Raw genomic sequence first — 25,878 nt, 5'->3', positions numbered from 1 at the left:
ATGGCGAGGCCCAGAACGCCGGCGGCGGCGGTGCGAACAAGCAGGTTCATCGGCTTTCCTATTTGGACAGGGCGCTGTCGTAGAAGCGGGCGAGGTCGCCCTTCATCTGCTTGAGCGCATCGAGATTGAGATAGACCATATGCCCCGACGGGTAGTAGCTGAAGCTCAGGTTCTTGCGCAGGCTCGGGTCGATGTCGAGATGGGCGAGATCGTACTCGGTCGCGAAGAACGGTGTGGCCAGATCGTACCAGCCGTTCGCCGAGAGTACCTTGAGGTGCGGATTGGTGCGCATCGCCTCGGACAGATCGCCGACCATCGCCGGCAGCTGCACCTTGCGCGTCGAGCCGGGGACGGCATGCCGCCAGTCCCACTCGCCGATCGCCGCGCCCGCGTTCATGCGATACGGCACCTCGCTCGGATACTTCAGTTCGCGTGAGAGATAGTCGTTGATCGCGGAGAAGAACGCGCCGCTGATCGCCGTGCTCGACGGATCGAACTCGGGCGATTCGCCCGCCGCGTCGGCGTCGATGCCTTCGAAGCGGCCGTCGAAACGGCCGAGCGTGCGGCGCTGGTCGCGCAGCAGTTCCTTGCGGAAGCGCGGCTGGCTGACGCGCAGGTTGGCGTCCTTCAGGTACTGCGGCGACAGGCCGATGTAGCGGCTCAGCTTCTGCGCGATCGCGTCGCGCTCGGCCGGACTCAGGTCCTGGCCTTTCGCCAGCGCCACCGAATATTCGCCGCGCGCGAAACCGCGCACCTCGTCGACGAACGGCTCGAGCGACGCGGGCTTGTTCGGAACCTTGTTGTGATACCAGGCGATCGCCGCGAACGTCGGCAGCAGGTTGACATAGTCGTTGTCGAGACCCGGCATGCGCGAGGCGTAATTGAGGATCGACGACAGCAGCACGACGCCGTTGAGCGCGACGCCGTGGTTTTCGAGATAGCGTGCGAGGCCGGCCGAACGCGGCGTGCCGTAGGATTCGCCGAACAGGAACTTCGGCGAGTTCCAGCGCTGGTTCACCGTGATGTAGCGAACGATGAAGCGACCGAACGCGTCGATGTCCTGATCCGTGCCCCAGAAGCGCTTGTTCGGATTGTCGTCCTTGTCCTTCTCGGCGGGCTTGCCGTCCTTGTCCTTGGGCAGGCCGTGCGAGTAGCCGGTACCGATCGCGTCGACGAAGACGAGATCGCTTTTGTCGAGCAGGCTGTCGGCATTGCCGGCGACCTGGTACGGCGCAGGCGCCGTCGCTGCGGGGCTTGAGGTGGCCACGCGCACCGGACCGAACGAACCCATGTGCAGCCACAGGCTCGCCGAGCCGGGACCGCCGTTGTAGAAGAAAGTCACCGGGCGTTTTTCGGATTCCTTGCCATCGCCGACGGTGTAGGCGACGTAGAACACGCTCGCGTCGGGCACGTCCTTGTCATCGCGGATCGTCAGCGTCCCCGCGGTCGCCTTGTACGCGTAGCTGCGGCCGTTGATCGAGACGTTGTGATTCGTCGCCACGGACTTCTCCGCGGCGGCCTCGGATTTCTCCTTGTGCGCAGCCGCCTTCGTTTCCGGCTTGGCGGTTTCCTCGTTCTCGGCGGCGACAGCGCCGCCGCTCACGGCAGTGAGAACGAGCAGAGAACACAGGATGTATTTGCGCACGGCGACTCCCCGGTTGAAACCAGTAATTATGCCGTGGTAGCTAGAGCGGGACCTATGCCGAAAGGCCCGGAGAAGAGGAGTATCGCGTTAAATCTTGTAAACGCGACAGATTGCACAGGCTTTCAGCTTTCGGGAATCGGCTGAGGATGATGCCCAAGGAAACATTGCTCGTTGCCGTCGCTGTGCCCATCAATTCATTTGAGAAAATATCGAACCTTCAGCACAACAACACCATAAAGGGCATAGGCGCGAACGAAATCGTAAGTGAGGTACGTTATCCCATTTTTGTCGCTGGCCGCAGCGGTGTTCCGGCATACGAAATAAGGTTCCTTGTCTGCTCCGTAGACGGGCTTCTTTCCTATGCGGTTGTATCCGACAACCACGAGCGCGTGTCCCGTGGAACAGGCATTTGGGACCCACATTGGGAATCCATCGAGTTTGTTACGACGTAAGGACCACGGCCCTTTACCTATCTCTGTCAGCGGCCAATCCAGTGCCAATACGATATCGTGACCTTGGGAGAGTATGCATTCAAGATAGTTGGTATTGGTGATGTCCGGTCCGTCAAGACTTGGTGTCAATCGGTCGCTCTTTTCGACATAGCGGCGATCGATGAAGAAAAAATCGGCTATGCCATATTGGGCGGCCTTGCGCGCCTCGGACGACGGATTCAACGAATTGCTATCTTGCGGTAGACAATCCGGCAGAGTATTTGAACAATAATCTGTAGTGCAAACCGGGTAGCGATGTAGCAGTAAGGTGCCTTTCGCAAGACTAAAGGCGTCGTCTTTGCACCATGGCTTTTGCTCGGACCGATTGAATAGCCAATGCGCATACCCTGCCGACAGCTCGATTTTTTTGCGACGTTCGCGCCAAAGTAGCAACTGCATCGCGTCGGTTAGCGCAAAGCTGACACAAGTATTTCGATCCTCTTGTATGCGTACAGGAATTTTCTTCGCTACAGAGCGGTCAATGGCTACCGGTGTCAAACGGCTTGGTCTCGCTCTCTCCGAATCCCAGAATCGTGAACGGGGCCTGGCAAACCGGCGTTCGTATTTATTCAACTGATCCGATCCAAAATCATCCGGATTTTCGTGGTCGTACATTTTGCGTTGCCTCAGTTCGATGGGTTGGCGCCGAAGGGCCGCAAGGGAGATTCTTGTCAGCTTGATTTGATCAGTTTGAGATATTCAGCTGTTCCAGATGCACCCAGGATGCCCAGAAGTAGGGATGGTGGAATGCCCTGCTTTTTTTAAGACGAAGCTGCGCATGGCGCATTGCATTCGCTATATCCGTTGGCTCGGTGCTGACGCTTCCGTAAAAAGCAGGTACCCAGAGTGAGGCGGCGGCGTCGCTGACGGGCCACATTGCTGCAACGACATCGTGCGCTCCTGCTATCGACACTGAGTCCGCAAAACTCAGTGCCGGTCGGATGCCGTCGTAGTCGTTTTCGGCGGACTTACACGCATCGATCACAACAAGGTCGCTTCTGACGCCGTATTGGAGCAATTCGAGACCACTCAGGAAACCCGAGTCGGCTACCGACGGTTTCATCCAGATGCCATTGGCACCAACACGCCCCCGACTCGTTTGCCCATGAGAGGCAATATGTACCCAATCTCCCTGCGTGCGCAAAGCGTCAAGCACCGTCTGACGTTCGCCGCTCGCCCCTTCAATTCGCCACGAATTATCAATCGCCGATGCGATCAGCCTATCTTCCAGGGCCGCCGTGGGCAGCGCCTGTAGGCGACTCGATACGCGGTCTTGGGGGGCTGAAATAACTAAATGAATTTTTTTGGGTGATGGACGCGGTTGTCCACAACAATACGAAGATGCTCGAACTATGCTTACCGTAGAGTTTTCGACAAGATCGGTATCGCTACCCGGCCAACGCAGCGCACTCCATGGCACGCTGCCGAGTATCGAATCGTTCCATATCAGCAATTTCGACGGCTGTTGAATGGCGGGAACGGTAGCGAACAATTGCGCCGAGATATCGTCGAGTGAAGCATGCAAGGGCATGAGATTGTAAGAAGGGTCGGATATTTGGCTCAAAGACTTTGCAATGCTGTCACGCAAATCATCGGGTGCCAATGCGCTTTTCAAATGAACCGCATCGTGCGTTATCCAGAGCATGAGCCCATGCCGGCTGCCTGCCAAATATGCGCCAAGCAGCGTATCTCTTGCCATTCGGGATTGAAAATGGTCCAGCGCGATAGGCAAGCGATATGGAATGGATTTTGCGTTGCTGCCGGTGTTCGACAAGGTTGCCCACAAGCTCCGGGTTGCGTCGAGTTTGTATCGTGCGGTCGACTCTGGCGCGGTGGTGAGGAGTTCATCGGCTATGGATGCATCAAAACGTTCGATATCAAGGCGCGCAACCTTCGCTGGCCGAGTTGACGCAGCGGGTTGCGTCGCAATTTGCAGCCAAAACCAGGCATCCTCTATAGCTGAGCGTTCCACATCGTTTCTTGCTTGCGGAGGCTCTTCGGTAAGTTGCCTCCAACGTAGATCTGTGGCCTGTGTGGCCAGAGGCATCATGCGTCTGCGCAGCAGCTCCGAAAGCAATGCATTATCGGTCTTGCTGGCTGTATTCCATATCCGCAATGCTGCGTCTCGCAAAATATGTTGTGCCCGAACATAGTTTTTTGCGTTTTCAGCCAAGGAACTTTCCAGTTGGGCGGTCTCTATCTGTTGAACAAAATTCAGCTTCAATTGATAGAGCCTGTGCAACAGCATTTGCATACCCTGCAAATTGCCGCGAGCGAGAGCAATGCGAGCGGACAGTAGTGTCCACGATGCATTTGGCAGAAATTTGGGGATAAGAGCCTGCGCTGAATCGAGATTCCCGGCGCGTAACTCCAAGTCGGCAACGATGCTGCGAGATAGATCTAGCGGCACAGGCATTGCGAGCTTGTTGTAAATGTCCTCAGCTGTGTGGGCCGCTCGCAGCGCTTCGCTCAGATTGCCGGCGCGTGCCTCGGTGCGCGCCAAGACAAGTTGCGCGGCAGCACGCCGAGCCGGCGCATCTTGTTCGGATAGACGTGTCAGTGCCTCCTGTAGAAAGATGTGAGCTTCATCGACTGCGCCGAACTCCGCATAAATGGAGGCGGCGCGTAACATGGTATTGGCTTCCCAACGATGTGCGTTTGCCGAGGTGAACTCAAGGAATGCGGTATCGAAATGACGCAGACTGCCCGCAATATCACCGACCGCAGTTTTCGCATCTCCGAGCAGAAACTCCGCTCGCCCCTTTAGAACGGGTGAATCGTCCGGTCCGGGTCTTCGCAACAATTCGCGTGCCTCGGTCGCTTGGCGTATAGCTTGGACAGGTCGCCCAAGGTTCAGCTGAAGTCCGGCTAAGCTGAGTTTCACGTTGACTAATTCCGGAAACTCACCGTCGGCCTGAAACCGCTCGATTGCCTTCTCATAGCAGACAGAGGCGCGCCTGAGTTCACCAAGGTAATCGAGTACATTGCAACCGGCAGCCGAAAGGCGGTGGGAAAAATAGCCGTCATTCGTCGTAGGGTGCCCATCCCAGTGGGACAACCTCGACGCATCCTGGTATTTTCCTGCTCGAATCAGATCTTCAACACGCCCGAGGCGCGCAGCCAGTGCCCTTGATTCATCGCCAGCGTTATGCCAAGCCGTTTCAGCTTGACCGAAAGCTGACGTCGATTGTTTGGCTTGGCTTGCAGAAAAAAGCGCTTGCGCTCGAATGTGGAGCGCCAACGCCAGGGAACTTGAGTCGGAAGCCTCATTGGTTAGTTCATCGATTTTTCCGAGCAGTTTCTGAAGGTTCTCTAATCGAGGGACAGGGCGAAGCTGCGCGGTGATTATGGCCGCGGAGCGATACCACTCGATGCGAGTGCGCTCGTCCTTTGTCGGATCACAATGCAGACGGACGGTAAAAGCCGCTTTGACATCCGATGCCAGGTCGCGCTTTACCCGCAGCTTGCGCAAATTTTCGACTGGAAGGAAATAGCGCTCATAGCGTGGGGGTACCGAGACTTTGATTACGCCATTGGAATCATCGATAAAATCGAGCTCGGCACCCGATTCTTCGATTTCCACCCAGTCCGTCTGGTTAGCATCGACATCAATCGAGACAACTGAATCCTTGGGCAATGAATAGGTCGCAGTTGCTGTCCGACAATTCAGCGGCGTTGGTGCGGCCACGCTGGCGCAGCAATAGGCAAGCAAGAGAAGTAGGGTCAACCCTCTGCGTAGCCAGCGGGGGCTGTCGCGAGACATTACTTCTGCGGTTCGGTGCCGCCGCCTGTAGTACCTTGCCCCTGCCCCTCGGTCCAGAATTTGGCATCAGGATGCTCGATAGCGCATAGCTGGTCGTAAAACACTTCTATCTGATAGTGCTTGTCGTATTCGCCATTGGGACCGATGCCTCCTTCTGTCGTGAAGTACACATAAAACGTCAGTTCTGGTCGGCCGGCGTTCTTGCCAATTGCGATAGCGTGTTGATGACTGCCGTGAGGATTGATTGTTAACGTTGCAACCTCTTGATTATTTATCCAGAGCCTGTTGCCGCTGATCACGAAAGACTGATTTTCTAAAATCACTCGTTGGTATTTTGTGTCGTCCCGGCAAATCGTCTTTCCATTATCCTTGTCTTTGAGCACAAACATGCAGGATGTATCAAAATCTTTCGGATCTTTTAAGGTGACGACATGCCGTCCATTCAGTACATCCACGCCATCCTGTTGTGATTTGTCCAATTTTTTAGGTGGGGAACTCGTGTTGCACGCGGCTACTGGCGATGGAGACGGAATGGTCGCATTGTTTACAACGCGCTTATATGGTTCGTTAGCGGCGCAAGAACCCAGAATTAGAGTGAAGCTAATAGAGCAGAGTATGAGTGCTCCGGTTTTCATTGGCGTATCCTCTTGATATTAGTCAAATCGAGCGATTGCTGTTGCAATTTTCCGTCGATGCGATAACTCAATATCGCCGTCTTTGCATTTTCGAAAGTATGGTCACGTATCAAAATGCTGATGTATCCATCCGCTCCGGGTACGACGGGAATGGGTTGAACGTCGCCAATCGTCACCTCGATTTCTGTTGCGCCATAGGGGGCCGGAGTTTCCAGCAGTACGTATTCGGATATCCGGCTGTCGCTCTCGACTCGAGGGGGTATCGCATCGCCGCGAACGGTGTCGTAGATAACGCGTGTGGGGCTGCCAATAACAGAGGGGATGATTTCTTTGTTCAGGCGAAATGTGGTCATGCCGCCCAACCCTGCGCCGATGACAACCGCGGCAGCCAGTCGCAACCACCGATGCGTTCTCGCATGCTTTTCTGCATCGAGGGAGATACGTCCATTAGTAGTCGTAGCGACAGGCCGACTTGATTTCGAGGCTATTCCGGCTGCTACACGGCGTTCGCCATGATGCGAAGCGTCCCTTGAAGTGATAGCGGCATCGATTTCAGTCAAAGATTCCAGTTTGCTTTCTGCGACAATCACCCCATCCCACAAATCCGAATCCATATCGATCTTCTGCAGCAAATCCGGCTTGTCGATTACGTAAGTTTCAAACCAAGCGACCTCCTCGGCGCTGAGCTGCCGATCGAGGTAGCGCTCCAGCCAGGCGGTCTCCAGCCAGGCGGCCAGGCGGTTGGGTTCGTTCGTTTCGGTCACGGGGTGTTTCCTGCTGCTTGCCCCCGATGGTGGATCAGGAGCGGCAACGGCGGGGCGTGTCTCATGGGATTTCTCCGGCGTTGCGTTCGATCAGTTCGCGCAGCCGCTCGCGCGCTCGAAAGACGACGCGGCGGAAGTGGTCGGGATCGATGCCGAGGTCGGCGCAGATTTCGTCCTTGTCGTGCTCTTCGAGGTAGAAGCGCACGAGCAGGGTGCGGTCGCGCGCGACCGGCAACTCGGCGAGCAGGCTGCGCACATGCACGGCCAGCCGCTGCGTGCGCAGCTGCTCGACCGGGTCACTGTGTTCGGCCGGGACCTGTTCCAGAATTTCGGCGGAGACCGGCTCGCCGCGGCTGCCGCGGCGGCGGTATTCGGCCGTGGTAGCGTGAATGACGGCCTGACGCAGATAGGCGGGCAGGGCAGCCGCGTTGCGCAGTTCGCCCGCGCGCAGCTTTTCGAGGACGTGATGGAGCACGTCCTGGACGAAGTCCTCGACCATGGGTTCGTTGGGTCGCGTGTGCCGGCGCACGAGTACGCGTACCGCCGGCTGGTACTCGCTGACGAACCGTGCCTCGGCGGTTCTGTCGCCCGCGCCAATGCGCGCGACAAGGTCGTGCGCAGCATCGCCCGTTTGCGGTAGTACGGCCGACACAAAATCCCCCTGGGCCGCAGCTAGCGGCCGCAGCGCCGTTATAGCAGCTTTGGATCGAAAGCAGGTAGCTGCGGCTTGGCTATCCGCAGGGGGCGACGGATTCCGGCCTGCGCCGGAACGGCCGAATCAGATCCGGTAGCCGCGATGGATCGCGACGATGCCGCCGGTGAGGTTGCGTACATCGACGCGGGCGAAGCCGGCCGCTTCCATCATCGCCTTGAGTGTTGCCTGGTCGGGATGCTTGCGGATCGATTCGGCGAGGTACTGGTAACTCTCCGCATCGCCGGCGATCAGCGAGCCGAGGCGCGGCAGTACCTGGAACGAATGGAAGTCGTAGAGCTTCTTCAGCAGCGGATCGCGCACTGCGGAGAACTCGAGGATCAGCGCGCGTCCGCCGACGTGCAGCACACGATGCATCTCGCGCAGCGCCGCATCCTTGTCGGTGACGTTGCGCAGGCCGAACGCGATCGTCACCGCATCGAAGCTCGCGTCGGGAAACGGCAGTGCCTGCGCGTTGACCTGGGCGTAGTTCAGGCCGCGCACCTGGCCTTCGTTGAGCAGACGATCGCGACCCTCGCGCAGCATCGCCGCGTTGATGTCGCCGAGCACTACGCTGCCGCTCGCACCGACCATCGGCAGCAGCAGCGCGGCGATGTCGCCCGTGCCGCCGGCGAGGTCGAGCACGGCATCGCCCGCGCGCACGCCGCTCGTCGCCGCGAACCAGCGCTTCCACAAGCGATGGATGCCGAACGACATCGCATCGTTCATCAGGTCGTACTTGGACGCGACCGAGGTGAATACCTTGCCGACGAGTTTTTCCTTCTCCGCGACGGGCACGTCGCGGTAGCCGAAGTGGGTGGTGCCGGCCGGGTTCGGGTTCGTTTCGCTCATGCGCCTATCTTAGCAGCGCAGCCGCCGGCACCGGTGCGCGAGCATCGAGTTCGATGCGAACTCAATGCGCGAACAGCGCCCAGAAGAAGATGGCCGCACCGACGAGGCCGAGCGCGGTCGATCCCAACCATGCCAGCCGCTTGCGCGTCAGCGCCGCGACCGCACCGAGCGCAATCGCTACCTGCAGCATGGCCACCGCGTAGGCGAAATAATGGTGCTGGTGGATCAGGTGATCGGCTTCCTTGCCCTTCTCGTCGCGCTCGTGCTCGAACTCCTCGGCCTTCTTCTTCGCCTCGGCCTGCTCGTCCTTGTAGCGCCCGATGTTCTTGTCGAGGTCGGCCGGCAGCGGCTTGTCCGTGCCGGCGAGCACGCCTTTCTGCGCATCGAGCACGACGGCCTTGATACCCTTGGCCTGGTAGTAGGCCCATTGGTCGGAGGCCTGCGCCTGCAGCTGCGTCGCCTCGGTCTTGAGCGCAAGCGCCTCGTTGACCGTGCCGCCGGCGAGCAGGGAGGCGACCGCGGCAAACGCGGCGAACAGCGCCGTGGTCAGCGCAATCGTGCGCAGCAGCGAGCCGCCTTCCTTTTCGACTTCCTCGTGGATCGCTTCGTGCAGCTTGTCGGTGTCGATTTCGATTTCTTCGGGCATGACGAATTCCTCTTCCAGAGATGGTTTGACGAGTTCAACCCCGATTTTTCGAATACTTCCCCTCTGCTAGTCTAGCGCGACGCAGGATCTTTTCCGTCGAACTTTCGTCCCGTGACCGAGCCTCCTTCCCCGCTTCTACCCGCCTGGTCGCGCCGCCGCTTCGGGCGCTGGGCGCTCGGCCTGATCGCGAGCGCCGCTGCGCCGTGGTCGCGGATGCGAGCAGGCGAGACCGGAGACTACGAAGTCGTCGTGCTGAGTGACCAGATGGTGCGCATGCGCGACGGCGTGCATCTCGCGACCGATGTCTATCTGCCGGCGCGCAACAGCAAGCCGGTCGCGCAGCGCTTTGCGGTCATCCTTGAGCGAACGCCCTACGGCAAGACGATCGCGAGCCGCTCCGAACGCACGCCGGACAACCCGCACCCGAAATCGCGCGCCGAGGTCGCGGAATTCTTCGTCCGCCGCGGCTACGTCGTGATCTACCAGGACTGCCGCGGGCGCTATGGCTCCGAAGGCAAATTCGTCAAATACCTCGCCGACGGCCACGACGGCTACGACACCTGCGCGTGGATCCTGCGGCAGCCGTGGTCGAACGGCCGCATCGGCACGATGGGCCTGTCCTATGCAGCACACACGCAGGGTGCACTCGGCAGCGCCAGCGCGCCCGGCGTCAAGGCGATGTTCCTCGACTCGGGCGGCTTCGCCAACGCCTACCAGGGCGGCATCCGTCAGGGCGGCGCGTTCGAGCTGAAGCAGGCGACGTGGGCATTTTCCGAAGCGGCCGAGAGTGCGCAGGTCCGCTCCGATCCGAAGAAGCTCGCGGCGTATCAGGCGATCGACATCAAGCGCTGGTTCGCGCGCCTGCCGTGGCATCGCGGTGACTCGCTGCTTTCACTCGCGCCGGATTACGAGAACTATCTGTTCGAGCAGTGGCAGCACGGCAACTTCGACGCTTACTGGAAACAGCTCGGCATCTACGCCGAAGGGTTCTACGATCAGTACTGCGACGCGGCGATGGTGCACATGTCGTCGTGGTTCGATCCGTACCCGCGCACCGCGACGCAGAACTATCTCGGGCTGAAAAAGCGCAAGCGCGGGCCGGTACGCCTGATCCTCGGTCCGTGGACACATGGCGATCGCCAGCTGACTTACGCGGGCGACGTCGACTTCGGCACCGAAGCTACGCTCGATGGCAATCTCGCGCAGGATTTCCTCACCCTGCGCCTGCGCTGGTTCGATCGCTGGCTCAGGGGCAACGCCAACGGCGTTGATGCGGAAGCGCCGGTGCGCATTTTCGTCATGGGTGGCGGCAGCGGACGCAAGAATGCCGAAGGCCGCATGCAACATGGCGGCCGCTGGCGCAACGAGCGCGACTGGCCGCTGCCCGGCACGCGTCTCGTGCCGCATTACTTCCACTCCGACGGCATGGTGACTGAGGCGCCGCCGCAAGTCGATGTCGCGCATCGCGAGTATCGCTACGACCCGAAGCATCCGGTGCCGACGATCGGCGGCACGGTAACCTCGGGCAAGCCGGTGATGGTCGGCGGTGCGTTCGATCAGCGCGAAGCTCCTCAATTCTTCGGTTCGACCGAACTCTATCGCGCGCTCGCCGAGCGCGAGGACGTGCTCGTGTTCCAGACCGAACCGCTGCGCGAGGATCTCGAAGTCACCGGCCCGCTCGTATTCGAGCTGTGGGTGTCGTCCGACTGCCCCGATACCGATTTCACCGCAAAACTGATCGATGTGTACCCGCCGAACGGGGACTATCCGCACGGCTACGCGATGAACCTCACCGACGGCATCCTGCGCATGCGCTACCGCGACTCGTGGGAAAAGCCGGCGATGATGAAAAGTGGAGAGGTATACAAAATCCGCATCGAGGCATTCCCGACCTCGAACCTGTTCCGGCGCGGACACCGCCTGCGCGTCGATATTTCGAGCAGCAATTTCCCACATTTCGACGCGAGTCCGAACTCGGGAGAACCCGAGGGCATCGCAGAGCATCCGCGTGTGGCGACGAACCGACTCCATCTCGACCGCGCGCGACCCTCGCACGTGCTGCTGCCGGTCATCCCGGCGCGGAGCTGATCAGTGTTGCGGCGCGCGCGACTTGCCCGCGGCGGCGAGTTCGTCGAGATAAGCCCGCCACTTCCCGGCCTGGTGCTTGCCGAGGTCGTAGAGCACGCTCCAGGAATAGATGCCGGTGTCGTGGCCGTCGTCGAAGCGCAGCAGCACGCCGTATTGGCCGACCGGCGCGATCTCGACGATGCCCACGTTCTGCTTGCCGTACTGGAGCACGCGCTGGCTCGGGCCGTGGCCTTGCACTTCCGCGCTCGGCGAATGCACGCGCAGGTATTCGCAGGGCAGGCGGAATGTCTCGCCCGTGTCGAAGGCGACTTCGAGCACGCGCGAGGCGCGATGCAGGGTGATGTCGGTCGGCTGCGGCGCGGCCTGGGTCATCGCTGCGTTGCCGTCCGCCGCGGACAGCTCACTGGAATCTTCCGCCGTTGATGCGGCCATCGCCGCCGACTTCGGCGAAGTAGCGGCTGTTGTTGTAGCGCATCTCCATCGTCGTCGGCATGTTCGGCAGGATCAGCAGCACGTCGGGATAGGCGGCGCGGAATTCGTCCGCAGTCGGCCGGCGCGCGATGAATGCATCGAATGCCGCCATGTCGGTGACGAAGCCGTGCACCGGTGCCGGCGCAGCTGGCGATTTCGATGAAGAGGCGGGCATGCCATGCTCTCCGGAATAGACGCAAGCGGCGAGTGCGGCGGCAGCGACGCAGACAAAAAGCCAATGGCGCGGCCGTTTCATGTTGCGCTCAGGATGCGGGCAGCGCTTCGGGCGGCAGCGGAATCGGCGGCACGCCGGCGATGCGCGCGAGCAGCAGCATGTAGGCGGTGCCGAACGCGATCGAGCCGATCGCCGGGAACTCGTAGGCGCCCGTGTCGGGATACCAGTTCGCGTTCGGATCGACTTCCTGCAGCACCAGCGCGTCGGGTTCGGCGCCGGTGAGGCGGCCGACATAGCTGATCTCGCCGGCATCGGCGTCGTCGAGCATGTTGAGCGAGATCAGCGGCGTCACCGACGATGCCGACTGCGCGATCGTCTGCCAGTCGGCGAGGTCTATCTCGGACAGCGTCGGCAGCGCCTCCTCGTTGAGCTTGAGCGCACGCTCGACGAACTCGCGGCCCGGGTCTTCCTCGACATGGCTGACGTCGGACAGCGCGATCGCGAGGAAGCCGTCGAAACGCATCGCGTCGGAGACTTCCGCGATCAGCGCGAACTCGGCCGACATGCCGATCACGTAGCCGTGCGTCCAGCCCGCGGAAATCTTTTCGCGCATCACGCGCACGGGCACGCGCCCGTCGAGCGCCTCGCGCAGCTGCGCGCGCGCGCCGCGTCCGCGAAACTGGACGACGTTGTTTCCGCCTTCGCGGTGGTGGTTGATGATTGCCATTTCTATACTTTTACCAATTCTTGCTTTTTGCCGTCATTTCCGCGTGTTCTGACGGGAATGACGAGCCGAGGCTACAGGATGTACCGACTCAAATCCTGATCCTGCACCAGCGCCGCGAGATGCTCGTCGACGTACTTCGCATCGACGACGAACGTCTGCCCGCCGCGATCCGGAGCCTCATAGGATATCGTATCGAGCAGCCGCTCCAATACCGTGTGCAGCCGGCGCGCACCGATGTTCTCGGTACGTTCATTGACCTGGAAGGCGATTTCGGCGAGGCGGCGCACGCCGTCGTCGCTGAATTCGAGTTTGACATTCTCGGTCGCGAGCAGCGCGCTGTACTGCTTGGTCAGCGCGCTGTGCGGCTCGCGCAGGATGCGCTCGAAATCGTTCGCCGACAGCGCCGACAGTTCGACGCGGATCGGGAAACGGCCCTGCAGCTCCGGAATCAGATCCGACGGCTTGGCCAGCGAGAACGCGCCCGAGGCGATGAACAGGATGTGGTCGGTCTTGATCAGGCCGTGCTTGGTCGATACGGTCGAACCTTCGACCAGCGGCAGCAGGTCGCGCTGCACGCCTTCGCGGCTCACGCCGGCGCCGCCCCAGTCGCCGCGCTGCGCGACCTTGTCGATCTCGTCGATGAAGACGATGCCGTTCTGCTCGGCCGATTCGAGCGCCTTCTGCTTGATCTCCTCGTCGTTGACGAGCTGCGAAGCCTCTTCCTCGATCAGCAGCGGACGTGCGGCCCTGATCGCAAGCTTGCGCTTCTGCGTCTTGTTGCCGGACATCTGCGAGAACATGCCCTTGAGCTGGTTGGTCATCTCCTCCATGCCCGGTGGCGCCATGATCTCGACGCCGACGTTGACCGCGGTTTCGATCTCGATTTCGCGATCTTCCAGCGCGCCTTCGCGCAGCTGCTTGCGCAGCTTCTGCCGCGTGTCGGTGTCGAGCGCCTCGGGCGGCGGCTGGTCCCAGCTCGACGCACGGCGCGGGATCAGCGCGTCGAGGATGCGCTCTTCCGCGCGCTCCTCGGCTTGCGACTTGACCTGGTTCTTCGCTGCCTCACGCGCCATCTTCACCGCCGCGTCGGCGAGGTCGCGCACGATCTGCTCGACGTCCTTGCCGACATAGCCGACCTCGGTGAACTTGGTCGCTTCGACTTTGATGAACGGTGCGTTGGCGAGCGCGGCGAGCCGGCGCGCGATTTCGGTTTTGCCGACGCCAGTCGGCCCGATCATCAGGATGTTCTTCGGCGTGACTTCATTGCGCAGCGCCGGATCGAGCTGCATGCGCCGCCAGCGGTTGCGCAGCGCGATCGCCACGGCGCGCTTGGCTGCGTTCTGGCCGATGATGAAACGGTCGAGTTCGGTGACGATTTCGCGGGGAGTGAGTTCGGACATGGGATGGAAATGAGTTGGGATTGAAAGAAGCTCTTGATCGTCATTCCGGCAAGGACTGCCGGAATCCGATACTTTCGTCATGCCGGCATTCAATTTAGTTTTTCGCGTGTACCCACGGCGAATTGAAGCAAGAGACTAAATCGAATGTCGGCTAGCGCCGACATGAATTTAATGTCGGACCCCGGCATTCCTTGCCGGGGTGACGAGCACTACAGCTCTTCGATCGTGACGTTGTGGTTCGTGTAGATGCAGATGTCGCCCGCGATGCCGAGCGCTTTCTCGACGATCTCGCGTGCCGGCAGGTCGCTGTGCTGCAGCAGCGCACGCGCAGCCGCCTGCGCATAGGGGCCGCCCGAACCGATCGCGATCAGGCCATGCTCGGGTTCGAGCACGTCGCCGTTGCCGGAGATCAGCAACGACACTTCCTTGTCGGCCACCGCCAGCATCGCTTCGAGGCGGCCGAGGCGGCGATCGGTGCGCCAGTCCTTGGCCAGTTCGACCGCGGCGCGGGTGAGATTGTTGCCGTGCTTGTCGAGCTTCTGCTCGAACAGCTCGAACAGGGTGAAGGCGTCCGCCGTCGCGCCGGCGAACCCGGCGATCACCTCGCCCTTGGCGCCAAGCCGACGAATCTTGCGCGCATTGGCCTTGACCACGGTCGCGCCTAGCGTGACCTGGCCGTCGCCGCCGATGACGACCTTGCCGTCGCGGCGAACGCAAACGATCGTTGTGGCGTGGAAACTGTCCTGCATGGTGCACCCGGTAGGTCGATGGGTCTTCGATTATGGGGACACGGCAGGGGATTCCAAGTATGTTTCATGACAGCCGGGAGGTTGCGAGTCACCGGCGGGCCGGACTTGTACTAAGATGGTGTCCGGTCGCACGCGGCCATGCTCCGCGGCGAACGAACGAGGAGAACGTCATGTCTGCAATGACTAGACGCCAGTTCCTGAAAATCACCGGCACCACGCTGGTGGGTTCGAGTCTGGCGCTGATGGGGTTTTCGCCCGGCGTGGCGCTGGCGGAGGTGCGGCAGTACAAGCTTGCGCGCGCGACCGAGACGCGCAACACCTGCACCTACTGTTCGGTGGCCTGCGGCATCCTGATGTATTCGCTCGGCGACGGCGCCAAGAACGCGCAGGCGAACATCTTCCATATCGAGGGCGATCCCGATCACCCGGTCAACCGCGGCACGCTGTGCCCGAAAGGCGCCGGCCTGGTCGACGTGATCCACAGCAAGTCGCGCCTCAAGTACCCCGAGTACCGCGCGCCGGGCTCGGACAAGTGGCAACGCATTTCGTGGGACGACGCGCTCGACCGCATCGCCAAGCTGATGAAGGCCGACCGCGACGCGAATTTCGTCGTCAAGAACGAAGCCGGGCAGACGGTAAACCGCTGGCTGACCACCGGCATGCTGGCCGCCTCGGCGACCAGCAACGAAACGGCCGTGTTGACGCACAAGGTCGTTCGTTCACTCGGGATGCTCGCATTCGACAACCAGGCACGTGTCTGACACGGCCCGACGGTGGCAGGTCTTGCCCCGACGTTTGGCCGAGGTGCGATGACGAATCACTGGGTCGACATCAAGAATGCCGACCTGATCCTGATCATGGGTGGCAACGCCGCCGAGGCGCATCCGTGCGGCTTCAAGTGGGTGACCGAGGCGAAGGCGCACAACAAGGCGAAGTTGATCGTCGTCGATCCGCGCTTCAACCGCTCGGCTTCGATCGCCGACGTGTACGCGCCGATCCGCGTCGGCACGGACATCGTGTTCCTTGGCGGCCTGATCAACTACCTGCTGACCAACGACAAGATCCAGCACGAATACGTGCTGAACTACACCGACATGTCGTTCCTTGTGAAGGACGAGTTTGCCTTCAACGAGGGCCTCTACTCCGGCTACAACGCGGAGAAGCGCAGTTACGACCGTTCGAGCTGGGATTACGTCTTCGGCGAGGACGGCTACGTCAAGACCGATCCGACGCTGCAGCATCCTCGCTGCGTCTACAACCTGCTCAAGCAGCACTATGCGCGCTACACGATCGACATGGTCGAGCGCGTCTGCGGCACGCCGAAGGACAAGATCGCGCAGATCTGGGACATGATCGCGTCCACCTCGACCAAGGACCGGGCGATGACGATCATGTACGCGCTCGGCTGGACTCAGCACTCGATCGGCTCGCAGAATGTGCGCAGCGGCGCGATGGTGCAACTGCTGCTCGGCAACATCGGCATCGCCGGCGGCGGCATGAATGCGCTGCGTGGGCATTCCAACATCCAGGGCCTGACCGACATCGGCCTGATGTCCGACCTTCTGCCGGGCTACCTCACGTTGCCCAAGCAGGACGAGCAGGACTACAAGGCCTACCTCGCCAAGCGCACGCAGAAGCCGCTGCGCCCGAACCAGATGGCGTACTGGCAGAACTACCCGAAGTTCCACGTCAGCCTGATGAAGTCGTGGTGGGGCGACGTGGCGAGCGCCGAGAACAACTGGTGCTTCGACTACCTGCCCAAGCTCGACAAGCCCTACGACATGCTGCAGGCCTACGAGCTGATGAACCAGGGCAAGATGACCGGCTACATCTGCCAAGGCTTCAACCCGCTCGCCTCGGCGCCGAACAAGGGCAAGCTGATCAGCGCGTTCTCCAAGCTCAAGTTCATGGTCAGCATGGATCCGCTGGAAACCGAGACGATCTCGTTCTGGCAGAACCACGGCGCGCTCAACGACGTCGACACGGCCAGCATCCAGACCGAAGTGTTCCGCCTGCCGACCACGAGTTTCGCCGAGGAAAACGGCGCGGTGGTGAACTCCTCGCGCTGGTTGCAATGGCATTGGAAGGGGGCCGAGCCGCCAGGCGAGGCGCGCAGCGACATCGAGATCATGTCCGAGCTGTTCCACCGCATCAAGGCGCTGTATGCGAAGGAAGGCGGCGCGTGGTGGGAGCCGGTGCGCGACCTGGCCTGGAAATACGCGAACCCGCAGCTACCCACGCCCGAAGAACTGGCGATGGAGTACAACGGCAAGGCACTCGCCGACGTGCACGATCCCAAGGATGCGACCAAGCTCGTGCGCAAGGCCGGCGAACAGGTCGCTGGTTTTGCCGAACTGCGCGACGACGGCAGCACGGCCTGCGGCTGCTGGATTTACGCGGGTGCATGGGGCCCGACCGGCAACCAGATGGCGCGGCGCGACAACTCCGATCCGACCGGCATCGGCAACACGATCGGCTGGGCCTGGGCGTGGCCGGCCAATCGGCGCGTCATGTACAACCGCGCCTCATGCGATCCCAGCGGCAAGCCGTTCGATCCGAAGCGCAAGTTGATCGCGTGGAACGGCACGACGTGGGGCGGCGCGGACGTGCCCGATTTCAACCCCACGTCCAATCCGGATGACGGCATGGGCCCGTTCATCATGAACCCGGAAGGCGTCGCGCGCTTCTTCGCCCGCGGCGGCATGGCCGAGGGGCCGTTCCCCGAGCATTACGAACCGTTCGACACGCCGCTGGCGACGAACCCGTTGAGCCCGACCCAGCCGCTGACCTTGAACAATCCGGCCGCGCGCGTGTTCAAGAGCGATCTCGCCCAGATCGGCAAGGCGGACGAGTTCCCGCACGTGGCGACGACCTATCGCCTCACCGAGCATTTCCATTTCTGGACCAAGCACGGCCTGCTCAACGCGATCATCCAGCCCGAGCAGTTCGTCGAGATCGGCGAGGCGCTGGCCAAGGAACTCGGCATCCCCAACGGCAGCCGGGTCAAGGTCAGCTCCAAGCGCGGGCACATCGAAGCGGTCGCGATGGTGACCAAGCGCATCAAGGCGCTGCAGGTCGACGGCAAGACCCTGCACCAGGTCGGCATCCCGATCCACTGGGGTTTCCTCGGCGCGGCCAAGCCGGGTTATCTGGCCAACACGCTGACCAATGCGATCGGCGACGGCAACTCGCAGACGCCGGAGTCGAAGTGCATCTTGGTCAAGGTCGAAAAGGCATGAACATGCCCTCAAAGCTACTGCGCTCGATAATTTGCGCGCCGGCGGTGCTCGGAATCCTCACATACTCGTGTGTATGCTCCGGTTCCTGCGCTCCGGCGACGCGCAAATTCTCATCGCTCGCTACGCTTTGAAGTCATGTTCTAGGAGATAGACATGGCACTGCAATCTCTCGACATCGTCCGCCGCTCGGCCACGACCCTGCCGTCGCCAGAAGCGCGCGGTGCGCCCGCGGGCGAAGTGGCCAAGCTGATCGACGTGACCAAATGCATAGGCTGCAAGGCCTGCCAGGTCGCGTGCATGGAGTGGAACGACCTGCGCGACGAGGTCGGCACGTGCGTCGGCAGCTACAACAACCCGCCCGATCTCAGCGAAGAGTCGTGGACGGTGATGAAGTTCAGCGAGTACGAGCACGCCGATGGCAACCTCGAATGGCTGATCCGCAAGGACGGTTGCATGCACTGCGCCGACCCGGGCTGCCTCAAGGCCTGTCCGTCGCCGGGCGCGATCGTGCAGTACGCGAACGGCATCGTCGACTTCCACGAAGAAAACTGCATCGGTTGCGGCTACTGCGTCACCGGCTGCCCGTTCAATGTGCCGCGCATCTCGAAGAAGGACAACAAGGCGTACAAGTGCACGCTGTGTTCGGACCGCGTCTCGGTCGGCCTCGAGCCGGCCTGTGTAAAAACCTGCCCGACCGGCTGCATCACCTTCGGCAGCAAGGAGGACATGAAGCAGCATGCCGCCGAACGCATCGAGGACCTGAAGTCGCGCGGCTTCGAGAACGCGGGTCTGTACGATCCCGCCGGTGTCGGCGGCACGCACGTCATGTACGTGCTGCATCACGCCGACAAGCCGGAGTTGTACGCCGACCTGCCGAAGGATCCGAAGATCAGCGCAATGGTCGGTCTGTGGAAGGGCATCAGCAAGCCGCTCGGCGTGCTCGCGATCCTCGCCACGGCGGCGGCCGGCTTCCTGCACTACATCGGCATCGGCCCGAATGAGACGACGGAGCACGACGAAGAGGAAGCGCAGCGCGAGCTGGAGAAGGAGAAGACGCCATGAGCAGCGAAGGCGAACGTGGGCAAGGCCAGATCGTCCGCTATGGGCCGGCATTGCGGATCAACCACTGGATCGTCGCGGGCAGCTTCCTCCTCGTTGCGTTGTCCGGACTCGCGTTGTTCCACCCGGCGCTGTTCTGGCTCACGAACCTGTTCGGTGGCGGCCCGTGGACGCGCATCCTGCATCCGTTCATCGGCCTCGTCATGGTGGCGGCGTTCGCGCTGATCGGCGCAAAACTCTGGCGCGAGAACATCATGCGCGCGTACGACTGGGAGTGGCTGCGCAAGATCAGGGACGTGGTCGAGAACCGCGAGGACCGGCTGCCCGAGATCGGCAAATACAACGCAGGACAGAAGCTGCTGTTCTACACGATCATCCTCTGCCTCCTCGGTCTGCTCGCCTCGGGTCTCGTCATCTGGCGCGCGTATTTCGCGATCTATTTCCCGATCTGGTTCCTCCGCTTCGCCGCGCTGCTGCACGCGTTCTGCGGCTTCGTGCTGATCTGTTCGATCATCGTGCACATCTACGCGGCGATCTGGGTCAAGGGCTCGGTGCGGGCGATGACGCGCGGCACGGTCAGCAACGGCTGGGCCTGGAAGCACCATCGCCTGTGGTTCCGCGAAGTGACCAAAGGGCAGCAGAAGTAAATCCGCCATTTTCGCTCCAACGAGCGATGGCGGGAGGCCGCAAAAAGCGCTAGATTGCGCGCCGTCGACGCCGGACAGGGTGTTTCATCATCGGCGCGACAATCAATCTCGAAAGGTTACCGGCAGTCGCTGTAAAGGGCAGTTGCCGAGCGATGCATGCATGTCGCGCGTTCGGCGACTCTGAAACTTCCATGTTGGGAGAGCTCGCATGCGTACGATGTTTCGGATCGGGATTTCTTTAGCTCCTGCTTTGAATTGCCTGATCGCTTGCGCGTTGCTCGTCATCGCGCCAAGCGCCGGCGCGCAGGTGCGGTTCGCCGATCGCCTGCCGGGTGGCAGTTATTCCGCAGCCGCCGCGCAGAAGCAGACGTTGATCAACGCGATCAGCCGCGGCGAGCTGAAACAGATCGCGAAGGCGAAGTCGAACAAGCCCGGGCCGCTGCCCGATCCGAACCTGCTCGGTCTGCCGCACTGGACCGGCTCGCAGAAGATCAACGGCAAGGACACTCCGTTCACGATCATCGGCGGCGATCCGTCGGCCGGCCAGACGACGGTGATTCCGGTCGTCATCATTCCCTACCGTTTCCTGTTCGCCGACGGCGGCATCGTCGACGCGAGCACGGATGTCGTCGATGGCGTCGATGAAGTCGACGGCATTCTCGGCTCGCCGGTTCTCACCGACTATCCGTTCACCGCCGGCTCCAGCGCGCTCGGCACGACGCAGTTCGGCGACGCCTATCTGCGTGCGGCATTCTGGGGCATCGACGGTGGCAGCGGCTCCAGCTACCACACGCGCCTGCAAGTCGTCGGCGTGACGCCGCCGATCGAAATCCCGGTGCCGGCCGGACTTGGTTTTTCGGTCAACGTCGGCGGTCAGACGGTAGGCGTCATCGACGGCGGCGCGCTACGCGAGCTGAACAAGTCCGTCGTCGGCGCATTCGGGATTCCCTCGCCGGTGCTGACGATCCACGCGACCGGACAGACGATCGCAACCGGAGCGGTGGGGTTCCTCGGCTACCACGACTGGGTCGATGTCAGCGCGCAGACCGGCGTGCCCGGAGTCAGCAACCTGCTCACGATCGGCTGGTTCTCGAGCGCGATCACCCCCGGGGGCGGCAACGCCGCGATACTCGGGCACGAAGTGGTCGAGTGGCTCATGAATCCGATCGCCGGCAATGTCGTGCCGGGCTGGGCCATTCCGTCATCACCGCATCAGTGCTACAGCAATTATCTTGAAGTTGCCGATCCGCTCGAGGATCTTCCCGGGCACACGTTCACGCTCGGCGGCTACGGCTACACGCTGCCCGATGCCGTGTTCCCGGCCTGGTTCTCGGACGCCGCCAAGGCACGCGGCACGGTCAACGGCTGGTTCAGCCTGTACAACACCGTCAGCGCGCCGACGCAGGCCTGTCCGTTCTTCGAATGGCCGATCCCGTTCTATTTTCCGAACCCCATCGGGGTGACCGAATCACACCTGACCGGCGTCAACAATCGCAAGCAGGTCAGCGGCTATTTCGTGCAGTACGGCGAGCTCGTCAGCTTCGTGCTCGACAACGTTGATCCGCTCGCGGGAGCGGGGGCGACACTCGACATGATCGTCAGCGTCCCAGGGGCATCGGTCACGGTCGCGCGCCGCATCAACGACGCGGGCCAGGTCGTCGGTTTGTATTTCGATCCGATCGGCAACGCGCATGGCTTCCTGTTCTCGGGCGGACAGTACGCGAGCATCGATTACCCTGGCGCGTTGGCGACCGAGGTACTCGGCATCAACGACCAGAACGCGCCGACGCTGGTCGGCGACTATGTCGACACGTCAGGCGCAGTCCATGGATTCACGCTGAAGGCCGGCGTGTTCACGACGATCGACGTTCCCGGCGCCGCCGGCACGTCCATCTGGGACGTCAACGACACGAACCAGATCGCCGGGCGCTTCGGCGACGGATCGCGCGTGCGCAGCTTCAGCGGAAACCCGGGTCGGCTGAACATGTTCGACTACCTCGGAAGCCCGTCGTTCACCACGGCCGCGAGCAGCATCAATGCGGCCGGCATCGTCGCCGGCGACGAAGTCGACGCAGCGGGCTTCGGTTCGGGATTCCTGTTCGGCGCCGGCAACTTCATGGCCGCGCACCTCGACGAGGCGAATGGGATCAACGAGGCCGACAGCATCGTCGGCTCGCTGTTCGTCGGCGGTGCCCCGGCAGCGGCGATCGCGGTGCGCGCCGATCCGTTGTATTTCGCGCCATCCGCCTCGACCACGCTGGCGCTGCCGGCAGCGCTGCTGCATCGACACTGAAGCTTGTGCCGCTGCGCCTCGTGCGCAGCGGCACCGGTGGCCACGTGTCGCGTTCGCAAAGCGTCATCAGTGGCAACGCTGCCAAGCCAGCGCGCGATGCGGCGTCCGCAATCAAGGTGCTCGATCGCGGTGCCAACGGCCGCGTCATCGTGGCTTTGCATCCAAGGTTCTCGTAGCATGCGTCGCATGGCACAACGCATCCTCGAGCCCGGCGAGATTGAAACGCTGGCGGCGCATTCGATACCGCGCATCCGCATTCCCGATCGCACGCAGCTGTTCGCGAAACGCGCCGAACGCCTGCGCGCACTCGCGCAGACATCGCCGATCGGCGATTACTTGCGGCTGTTTGCCGTCGTCGCCGACGCGCAGCACCTAGCGGTCGCGGATTTCGTGGTCGAGTTGCCGGACGCGGTGCAAATCAAAATGGCGCAGACGCATCGCATGCCGCCGATTTCCGCGGCAAACCGGCCGCGTGCGCCGCAATGGCGTGTGGCGCTGCAGGCGATCTGCGCTGCGGTCGCACAGCAACCGCGTTTGCCGGATGCCGTCGCGCAGATCAGCGCGCGTCTTCGCGATGCCGCGGCCGACGAACTCGAAGCACATGCCGATATCCTGCTCGGCGTGCGCGAAGGCGAGATCGATGCCGCCGCCGCGCCGTTCCTCATGGCTGCGCTGCAAGTGAACTGGGTCGCGCTGGCCAGCCGCTTCGCCGCGAGCGAGGTGGAACCGATCGACGTGCTGGGCCTGTGCCCGCTCTGCGGCAGCCTGCCGGTCGCGAGCGTCGTCGCCACGCGGGCACCGTACCAAGGCTATCGCTATCTGCACTGCGCGCTGTGCGCCTGCGAATGGCATATGGTGCGCGTGCAGTGCAGCCAGTGCGGTGCATCGGGCAAGGACATTGCTTACCGCTCGCTCACCGGCATCGCCGAAAGTGACACGGCCGCCGATGCCGCCGCGGTGCGCGCAGAGACCTGCGAGCATTGCCACAGCTACCGCAAGATCCTCTATCAGGAAAAAGACCCCGCGGTCGAGCCCGTCGCCGACGACCTCGCCAGCATCGCGCTCGACCTGCTGCTTGCCGAGCAAGGCTATGCGCGCGCGAGCGGCAATCCCTTGCTGTGGCAACCTGCGGATTGAAGCGCATGGATGCCGGGGCTGTCAGCGCGCGCGACCTGCCTTCGCTCGACCGCCTGCTCAATGCGGCAGCCGTCGCGCCGCTGCTCGAACGCCACGGCCGCAGCCGCGTGGTTGCCGCGTTGCGCGAAGAGCTTGATCGATTGCGTGCCCGCGCTCTCGCCGGCGAACTCTCGCGCGGGGAACTCGATGCAGATGCGATTGCGCGCACGCTCGATGCGCGTCTCGCTGATGCAGCGCAGCCGCACCTGCGCGCGCTGTTCAACCTGACCGGCACCGTGCTGCACACCAATCTCGGCCGTACGCTGCTGCCCGACGACGCGGTAGATGCGCTTGCGCGCGCGGCGACCGCGCCGGTCAATCTCGAATTCGATCTCGCAACGGGTGGCCGCGGCGATCGCGACGAACTCGTCGAATCGCTGGTCTGCGAGTTGACCGGCGCCGAGGCCGCGACGGTGGTCAACAACAACGCGGCGGCGGTCTTGCTGCTGCTCAACACGCTCGCGAACCGACGCGAGGTGATCGTCTCGCGCGGCGAACTCGTCGAGATCGGTGGCTCGTTCCGCATTCCCGACGTGATGCGCGGTGCCGGTGCGAGGCTCGTCGAGGTCGGCACGACCAATCGCACCCATGCGCACGACTACGCCGACGCGATCGGCGCACGCACGGCGCTGCTCATGAAGGTGCACGCGAGCAACTACGCGATCAGCGGCTTTACTGCGAGCGTCGATACCGCCGAACTTTCGTCAATCGCGCATGCACGCGGCTTGCCGCTCGCGGTCGATCTCGGCAGCGGCAGCCTCGTCGATTTCACCGCATTCGGATTGCCACACGAACCGGTCGTGCGCGACGTGCTCGGCGCCGGCGCCGACCTCGTTGCGTTCAGCGGCGACAAGCTGCTCGGCGGCCCGCAGGCCGGCATCCTTGCCGGTCGCGCCGAGCTGATTGCGAAGCTGAAGAAGAATCCGCTCAAGCGCGCGCTGCGCGCGGGCAAGCTCACCTTGGCCGCGCTCGAAGCGGTGCTCGCCTTGTATCGCGCGCCCGAATTCCTCACCGCGAAATTGCCGACGCTGCGCCTGCTGACGCGCCCCGCGGCGGAAATCGAAGCGCAGGCTCAGCGCCTGCTTCCGGTCGTGCAATCCGCACTCGCTGAGGGTTACGACGTCGCGGTCGCGACCATGCACAGCCAGATCGGCAGCGGTGCGCTGCCGGTCGAACGGCTCGCGAGCTGCGGCTTCGCGATCCGCGCGCGCAAGGGCCGCGGTAGCCTCGATCGGCTCGATGCCGCACTGCGCGGCCTGCCGCGGCCGGTGCTCGGCCGCATTGCCGACAAGACGCTGTGGCTCGACCTGCGCTGCCTCGACGCCGCCGACGAAGCGGAGTTCGCCGCGCAATTGAATTCGCTCTCGGCATGATCGTCGGCACCGCGGGCCATATCGATCACGGCAAGACCACGCTCGTGCGTGCGCTGACCGGCGTCGATACGGATCGCTTGAAGGAAGAGAAGGCGCGCGGCATTTCGATCGAACTCGGCTACGCCTATGTGCCGGTCGAAGACACGGCAGGTGAGGGCAACGACGTGCTTGGCTTCGTCGATGTGCCCGGACACGAGCGCTTCGTGCACACGATGGTCGCGGGCGCTGGCGGCATCGACTTCGCTCTGCTCGTGGTCGCCGCGGACGACGGCGTCATGCCGCAGACGTGCGAACACCTGGCGATCCTCGACTTGCTTGGCGTCAGCCACGGCGCGGTCGCGCTGACCAAGATCGATCGCGTCGACGCGGCGCGTATCGATGCGGTGCAGGGCGAGATCGAAGCCTTGCTCGAATCGAGCGCGCTGTACGGGTCGCCGATCTTCGGCATCAATGCGCAGCAGTCCGACAGCGCCGGCGTCAGGCTGCTGCGAAACCATCTGCATCAGACCGCCGCGGCAGCCGCGCAGCACGATCCGGACGGATTGTTCCGCCTCGCCATCGATCGCGTGTTCACGCTCCCCGGCCACGGCACCATCGTCACCGGCACCGTACATGCAGGCCGTGTACGCGTTGGCGACACGCTGACCGTGATGCCCGCGAACATCGCCGCGCGCGTGCGTGGAATCCACGCGCAGAATCGCGCCGCGGAGGAAGGACGCGCCGGCCAGCGCTGCGCGATCAATCTCGCCGGCATCGACAAGTCCGACATCGCGCGTGGCGACTGGCTCGCCGATGCGCGCGCCTTCGCGCCGACGCGGCACGTCGATGTGTGCCTGCGCCTGCTTGCGGGTGCGATGACGCTGTACAACGGCGCGCCGGTGCACATCCATGTCGGCACCGCGCATCGCGTCGCGCGCGTCGTCCTGCTCGATGCCGGGTGGCTGGCGGCAGGCGGGTCGGCGCACGCGCAACTGGTGTTCGATGCGGCGGTCTG

22 protein-coding genes are annotated in these 25,878 nt (G+C 62.5%); 9 read left to right on the top strand and 13 right to left on the bottom strand.

Annotated elements, in window-relative coordinates; translation table 11 throughout:
- Positions 1 to 58: 58 nt before the first annotated feature.
- The 8 genes from VF497_RS07755 to VF497_RS07720 all read right to left on the bottom strand — a co-directional run bounded on the left by VF497_RS07755 (position 59) and on the right by VF497_RS07720 (position 9,487).
- Positions 59 to 1,645, bottom strand: a complete 1,587-nt coding sequence (locus VF497_RS07755) for a S10 family peptidase (RefSeq protein WP_330887356.1) — start codon at positions 1,643 to 1,645, stop codon at positions 59 to 61.
- 194 nt (positions 1,646 to 1,839) lie between these two features.
- Positions 1,840 to 2,751 (bottom strand): hypothetical protein, encoded by a 912-nt coding sequence (locus VF497_RS07750; protein WP_330887354.1) that lies wholly within the window; start codon positions 2,749 to 2,751, stop codon positions 1,840 to 1,842.
- A 70-nt stretch (positions 2,752 to 2,821) separates the two neighbouring features.
- Positions 2,822 to 5,899, bottom strand: a complete 3,078-nt coding sequence (locus VF497_RS07745) for a CHAT domain-containing protein (RefSeq protein ID WP_330887352.1) — start codon at positions 5,897 to 5,899, stop codon at positions 2,822 to 2,824.
- A complete protein-coding gene (locus tag VF497_RS07740) occupies positions 5,899 to 6,534 on the bottom strand; it encodes a hypothetical protein (RefSeq protein ID WP_330887350.1) in 636 nt (211 codons plus the stop codon). Before VF497_RS07740 ends, VF497_RS07745 begins: the two co-directional genes overlap by 1 nt.
- Positions 6,531 to 7,298, bottom strand: a complete 768-nt coding sequence (locus VF497_RS07735; protein WP_330887348.1) for a hypothetical protein — start codon at positions 7,296 to 7,298, stop codon at positions 6,531 to 6,533. Before VF497_RS07735 ends, VF497_RS07740 begins: the two co-directional genes overlap by 4 nt.
- A gap of 61 nt (positions 7,299 to 7,359) precedes the next feature.
- The gene (locus tag VF497_RS07730) at positions 7,360 to 7,950 is read right to left on the bottom strand and encodes a sigma-70 family RNA polymerase sigma factor (RefSeq protein WP_330887346.1); all 591 of its coding nucleotides are present in this window, start codon (positions 7,948 to 7,950) and stop codon (positions 7,360 to 7,362) included.
- A gap of 126 nt (positions 7,951 to 8,076) precedes the next feature.
- Complete coding sequence (gene ubiE / locus VF497_RS07725; RefSeq protein WP_330887344.1) at positions 8,077 to 8,841, bottom strand: bifunctional demethylmenaquinone methyltransferase/2-methoxy-6-polyprenyl-1,4-benzoquinol methylase UbiE; 765 nt, start codon at positions 8,839 to 8,841, stop codon at positions 8,077 to 8,079.
- A gap of 61 nt (positions 8,842 to 8,902) precedes the next feature.
- Positions 8,903 to 9,487 carry a DUF4337 domain-containing protein gene (locus VF497_RS07720; RefSeq protein ID WP_330887342.1) on the bottom strand — a complete coding sequence of 195 codons (585 nt, stop codon included), beginning with the start codon at positions 9,485 to 9,487 and terminating at the stop codon, positions 8,903 to 8,905.
- Positions 9,488 to 9,598: 111 nt separating this feature from the next.
- Between VF497_RS07720 and VF497_RS07715 the strand changes: the two genes are divergently transcribed.
- Positions 9,599 to 11,575 carry a CocE/NonD family hydrolase gene (locus VF497_RS07715; protein ID WP_330887340.1) on the top strand — a complete coding sequence of 659 codons (1,977 nt, stop codon included), beginning with the start codon at positions 9,599 to 9,601 and terminating at the stop codon, positions 11,573 to 11,575.
- On the opposite strand, the gene VF497_RS07710 is transcribed toward VF497_RS07715, so the two are convergent.
- The 5 genes from VF497_RS07710 to hslV form a co-directional block, all read right to left on the bottom strand.
- Positions 11,576 to 12,007: a DUF971 domain-containing protein gene (locus VF497_RS07710; RefSeq protein WP_330887338.1), complete on the bottom strand. Its 432-nt coding sequence runs from the start codon at positions 12,005 to 12,007 to the stop codon at positions 11,576 to 11,578.
- A complete protein-coding gene (locus tag VF497_RS07705; RefSeq protein WP_330887336.1) occupies positions 11,976 to 12,221 on the bottom strand; it encodes a hypothetical protein in 246 nt (81 codons plus the stop codon). The genes VF497_RS07710 and VF497_RS07705 overlap by 32 nt, the downstream gene beginning before the upstream one ends.
- A gap of 88 nt (positions 12,222 to 12,309) precedes the next feature.
- Positions 12,310 to 12,948: a hypothetical protein gene (locus VF497_RS07700; RefSeq protein WP_330887334.1), complete on the bottom strand. Its 639-nt coding sequence runs from the start codon at positions 12,946 to 12,948 to the stop codon at positions 12,310 to 12,312.
- Positions 12,949 to 13,019: 71 nt separating this feature from the next.
- Positions 13,020 to 14,348 (bottom strand): ATP-dependent protease ATPase subunit HslU, encoded by a 1,329-nt coding sequence (gene hslU / locus VF497_RS07695; protein WP_330887332.1) that lies wholly within the window; start codon positions 14,346 to 14,348, stop codon positions 13,020 to 13,022.
- Between the two features lie 209 nt (positions 14,349 to 14,557).
- Complete coding sequence (gene hslV, locus VF497_RS07690; protein WP_330887330.1) at positions 14,558 to 15,097, bottom strand: ATP-dependent protease subunit HslV; 540 nt, start codon at positions 15,095 to 15,097, stop codon at positions 14,558 to 14,560.
- A gap of 170 nt (positions 15,098 to 15,267) precedes the next feature.
- Between hslV and fdnG the strand changes: the two genes are divergently transcribed.
- From fdnG to selB, 8 genes are all read left to right on the top strand, one after another.
- On the top strand, positions 15,268 to 18,336 hold the full coding sequence (gene fdnG / locus VF497_RS07685; protein WP_330887328.1) for a formate dehydrogenase-N subunit alpha: 3,069 nt from the start codon (positions 15,268 to 15,270) through the stop codon (positions 18,334 to 18,336).
- A 153-nt stretch (positions 18,337 to 18,489) separates the two neighbouring features.
- Positions 18,490 to 19,398, top strand: a complete 909-nt coding sequence (gene fdxH, locus VF497_RS07680) for a formate dehydrogenase subunit beta (RefSeq protein ID WP_330887326.1) — start codon at positions 18,490 to 18,492, stop codon at positions 19,396 to 19,398.
- Positions 19,395 to 20,042 carry a formate dehydrogenase subunit gamma gene (locus tag VF497_RS07675; RefSeq protein WP_330887324.1) on the top strand — a complete coding sequence of 216 codons (648 nt, stop codon included), beginning with the start codon at positions 19,395 to 19,397 and terminating at the stop codon, positions 20,040 to 20,042. The genes fdxH and VF497_RS07675 overlap by 4 nt, the downstream gene beginning before the upstream one ends.
- A gap of 208 nt (positions 20,043 to 20,250) precedes the next feature.
- Complete coding sequence (locus VF497_RS07670) at positions 20,251 to 22,335, top strand: hypothetical protein (protein WP_330887322.1); 2,085 nt, start codon at positions 20,251 to 20,253, stop codon at positions 22,333 to 22,335.
- Positions 22,336 to 22,340: 5 nt separating this feature from the next.
- Positions 22,341 to 22,511: a hypothetical protein gene (locus tag VF497_RS07665; protein ID WP_330887320.1), complete on the top strand. Its 171-nt coding sequence runs from the start codon at positions 22,341 to 22,343 to the stop codon at positions 22,509 to 22,511.
- 10 nt (positions 22,512 to 22,521) lie between these two features.
- A complete protein-coding gene (gene fdhE / locus VF497_RS07660; protein ID WP_330887317.1) occupies positions 22,522 to 23,472 on the top strand; it encodes a formate dehydrogenase accessory protein FdhE in 951 nt (316 codons plus the stop codon).
- A 5-nt stretch (positions 23,473 to 23,477) separates the two neighbouring features.
- Positions 23,478 to 24,884, top strand: coding sequence for an L-seryl-tRNA(Sec) selenium transferase (gene selA / locus VF497_RS07655; protein ID WP_330887315.1), 1,407 nt, complete (start codon positions 23,478 to 23,480; stop codon positions 24,882 to 24,884).
- On the top strand, positions 24,881 to 25,878 hold a 998-nt coding region (selB, locus tag VF497_RS07650; protein ID WP_330887313.1), incomplete at its 3' end, for a selenocysteine-specific translation elongation factor. The genes selA and selB, both read left to right, overlap by 4 nt.

Source organism: Rudaea sp., from assembly GCF_036383415.1.
In the GTDB taxonomy this organism is placed as follows: Bacteria; Pseudomonadota; Gammaproteobacteria; order Xanthomonadales; family Rhodanobacteraceae; genus Rudaea.
The sequence above is the reverse complement of the archived record's forward strand: the minus strand, read 5'-3'. Positions and strand labels throughout refer to the sequence as shown.

Bases quoted from the DNA above. Each gene is read 5' to 3' on its own strand.
- ubiE (WP_330887344.1), bottom strand. From the start codon at position 8,841: ATGAGCGAAACGAACCCGAACCCGGCCGGCACCACCCACTTCGGCTAC.
- VF497_RS07740 (WP_330887350.1), bottom strand. From the start codon at position 6,534: ATGAAAACCGGAGCACTCATACTCTGCTCTATTAGCTTCACTCTAATT.
- fdhE (WP_330887317.1), top strand. From the start codon at position 22,522: ATGGCACAACGCATCCTCGAGCCCGGCGAGATTGAAACGCTGGCGGCG.
- VF497_RS07670 (WP_330887322.1), top strand. From the start codon at position 20,251: ATGCGTACGATGTTTCGGATCGGGATTTCTTTAGCTCCTGCTTTGAAT.
- VF497_RS07675 (WP_330887324.1), top strand. From the start codon at position 19,395: ATGAGCAGCGAAGGCGAACGTGGGCAAGGCCAGATCGTCCGCTATGGG.
- VF497_RS07720 (WP_330887342.1), bottom strand. From the start codon at position 9,487: ATGCCCGAAGAAATCGAAATCGACACCGACAAGCTGCACGAAGCGATC.
- VF497_RS07750 (WP_330887354.1), bottom strand. From the start codon at position 2,751: ATGTACGACCACGAAAATCCGGATGATTTTGGATCGGATCAGTTGAAT.
- hslU (WP_330887332.1), bottom strand. From the start codon at position 14,348: ATGTCCGAACTCACTCCCCGCGAAATCGTCACCGAACTCGACCGTTTC.
- fdxH (WP_330887326.1), top strand. From the start codon at position 18,490: ATGGCACTGCAATCTCTCGACATCGTCCGCCGCTCGGCCACGACCCTG.
- VF497_RS07700 (WP_330887334.1), bottom strand. From the start codon at position 12,948: ATGGCAATCATCAACCACCACCGCGAAGGCGGAAACAACGTCGTCCAG.
- VF497_RS07705 (WP_330887336.1), bottom strand. From the start codon at position 12,221: ATGCCCGCCTCTTCATCGAAATCGCCAGCTGCGCCGGCACCGGTGCAC.
- hslV (WP_330887330.1), bottom strand. From the start codon at position 15,097: ATGCAGGACAGTTTCCACGCCACAACGATCGTTTGCGTTCGCCGCGAC.
- selA (WP_330887315.1), top strand. From the start codon at position 23,478: ATGGATGCCGGGGCTGTCAGCGCGCGCGACCTGCCTTCGCTCGACCGC.
- VF497_RS07745 (WP_330887352.1), bottom strand. From the start codon at position 5,899: ATGTCTCGCGACAGCCCCCGCTGGCTACGCAGAGGGTTGACCCTACTT.
- VF497_RS07710 (WP_330887338.1), bottom strand. From the start codon at position 12,007: ATGGCCGCATCAACGGCGGAAGATTCCAGTGAGCTGTCCGCGGCGGAC.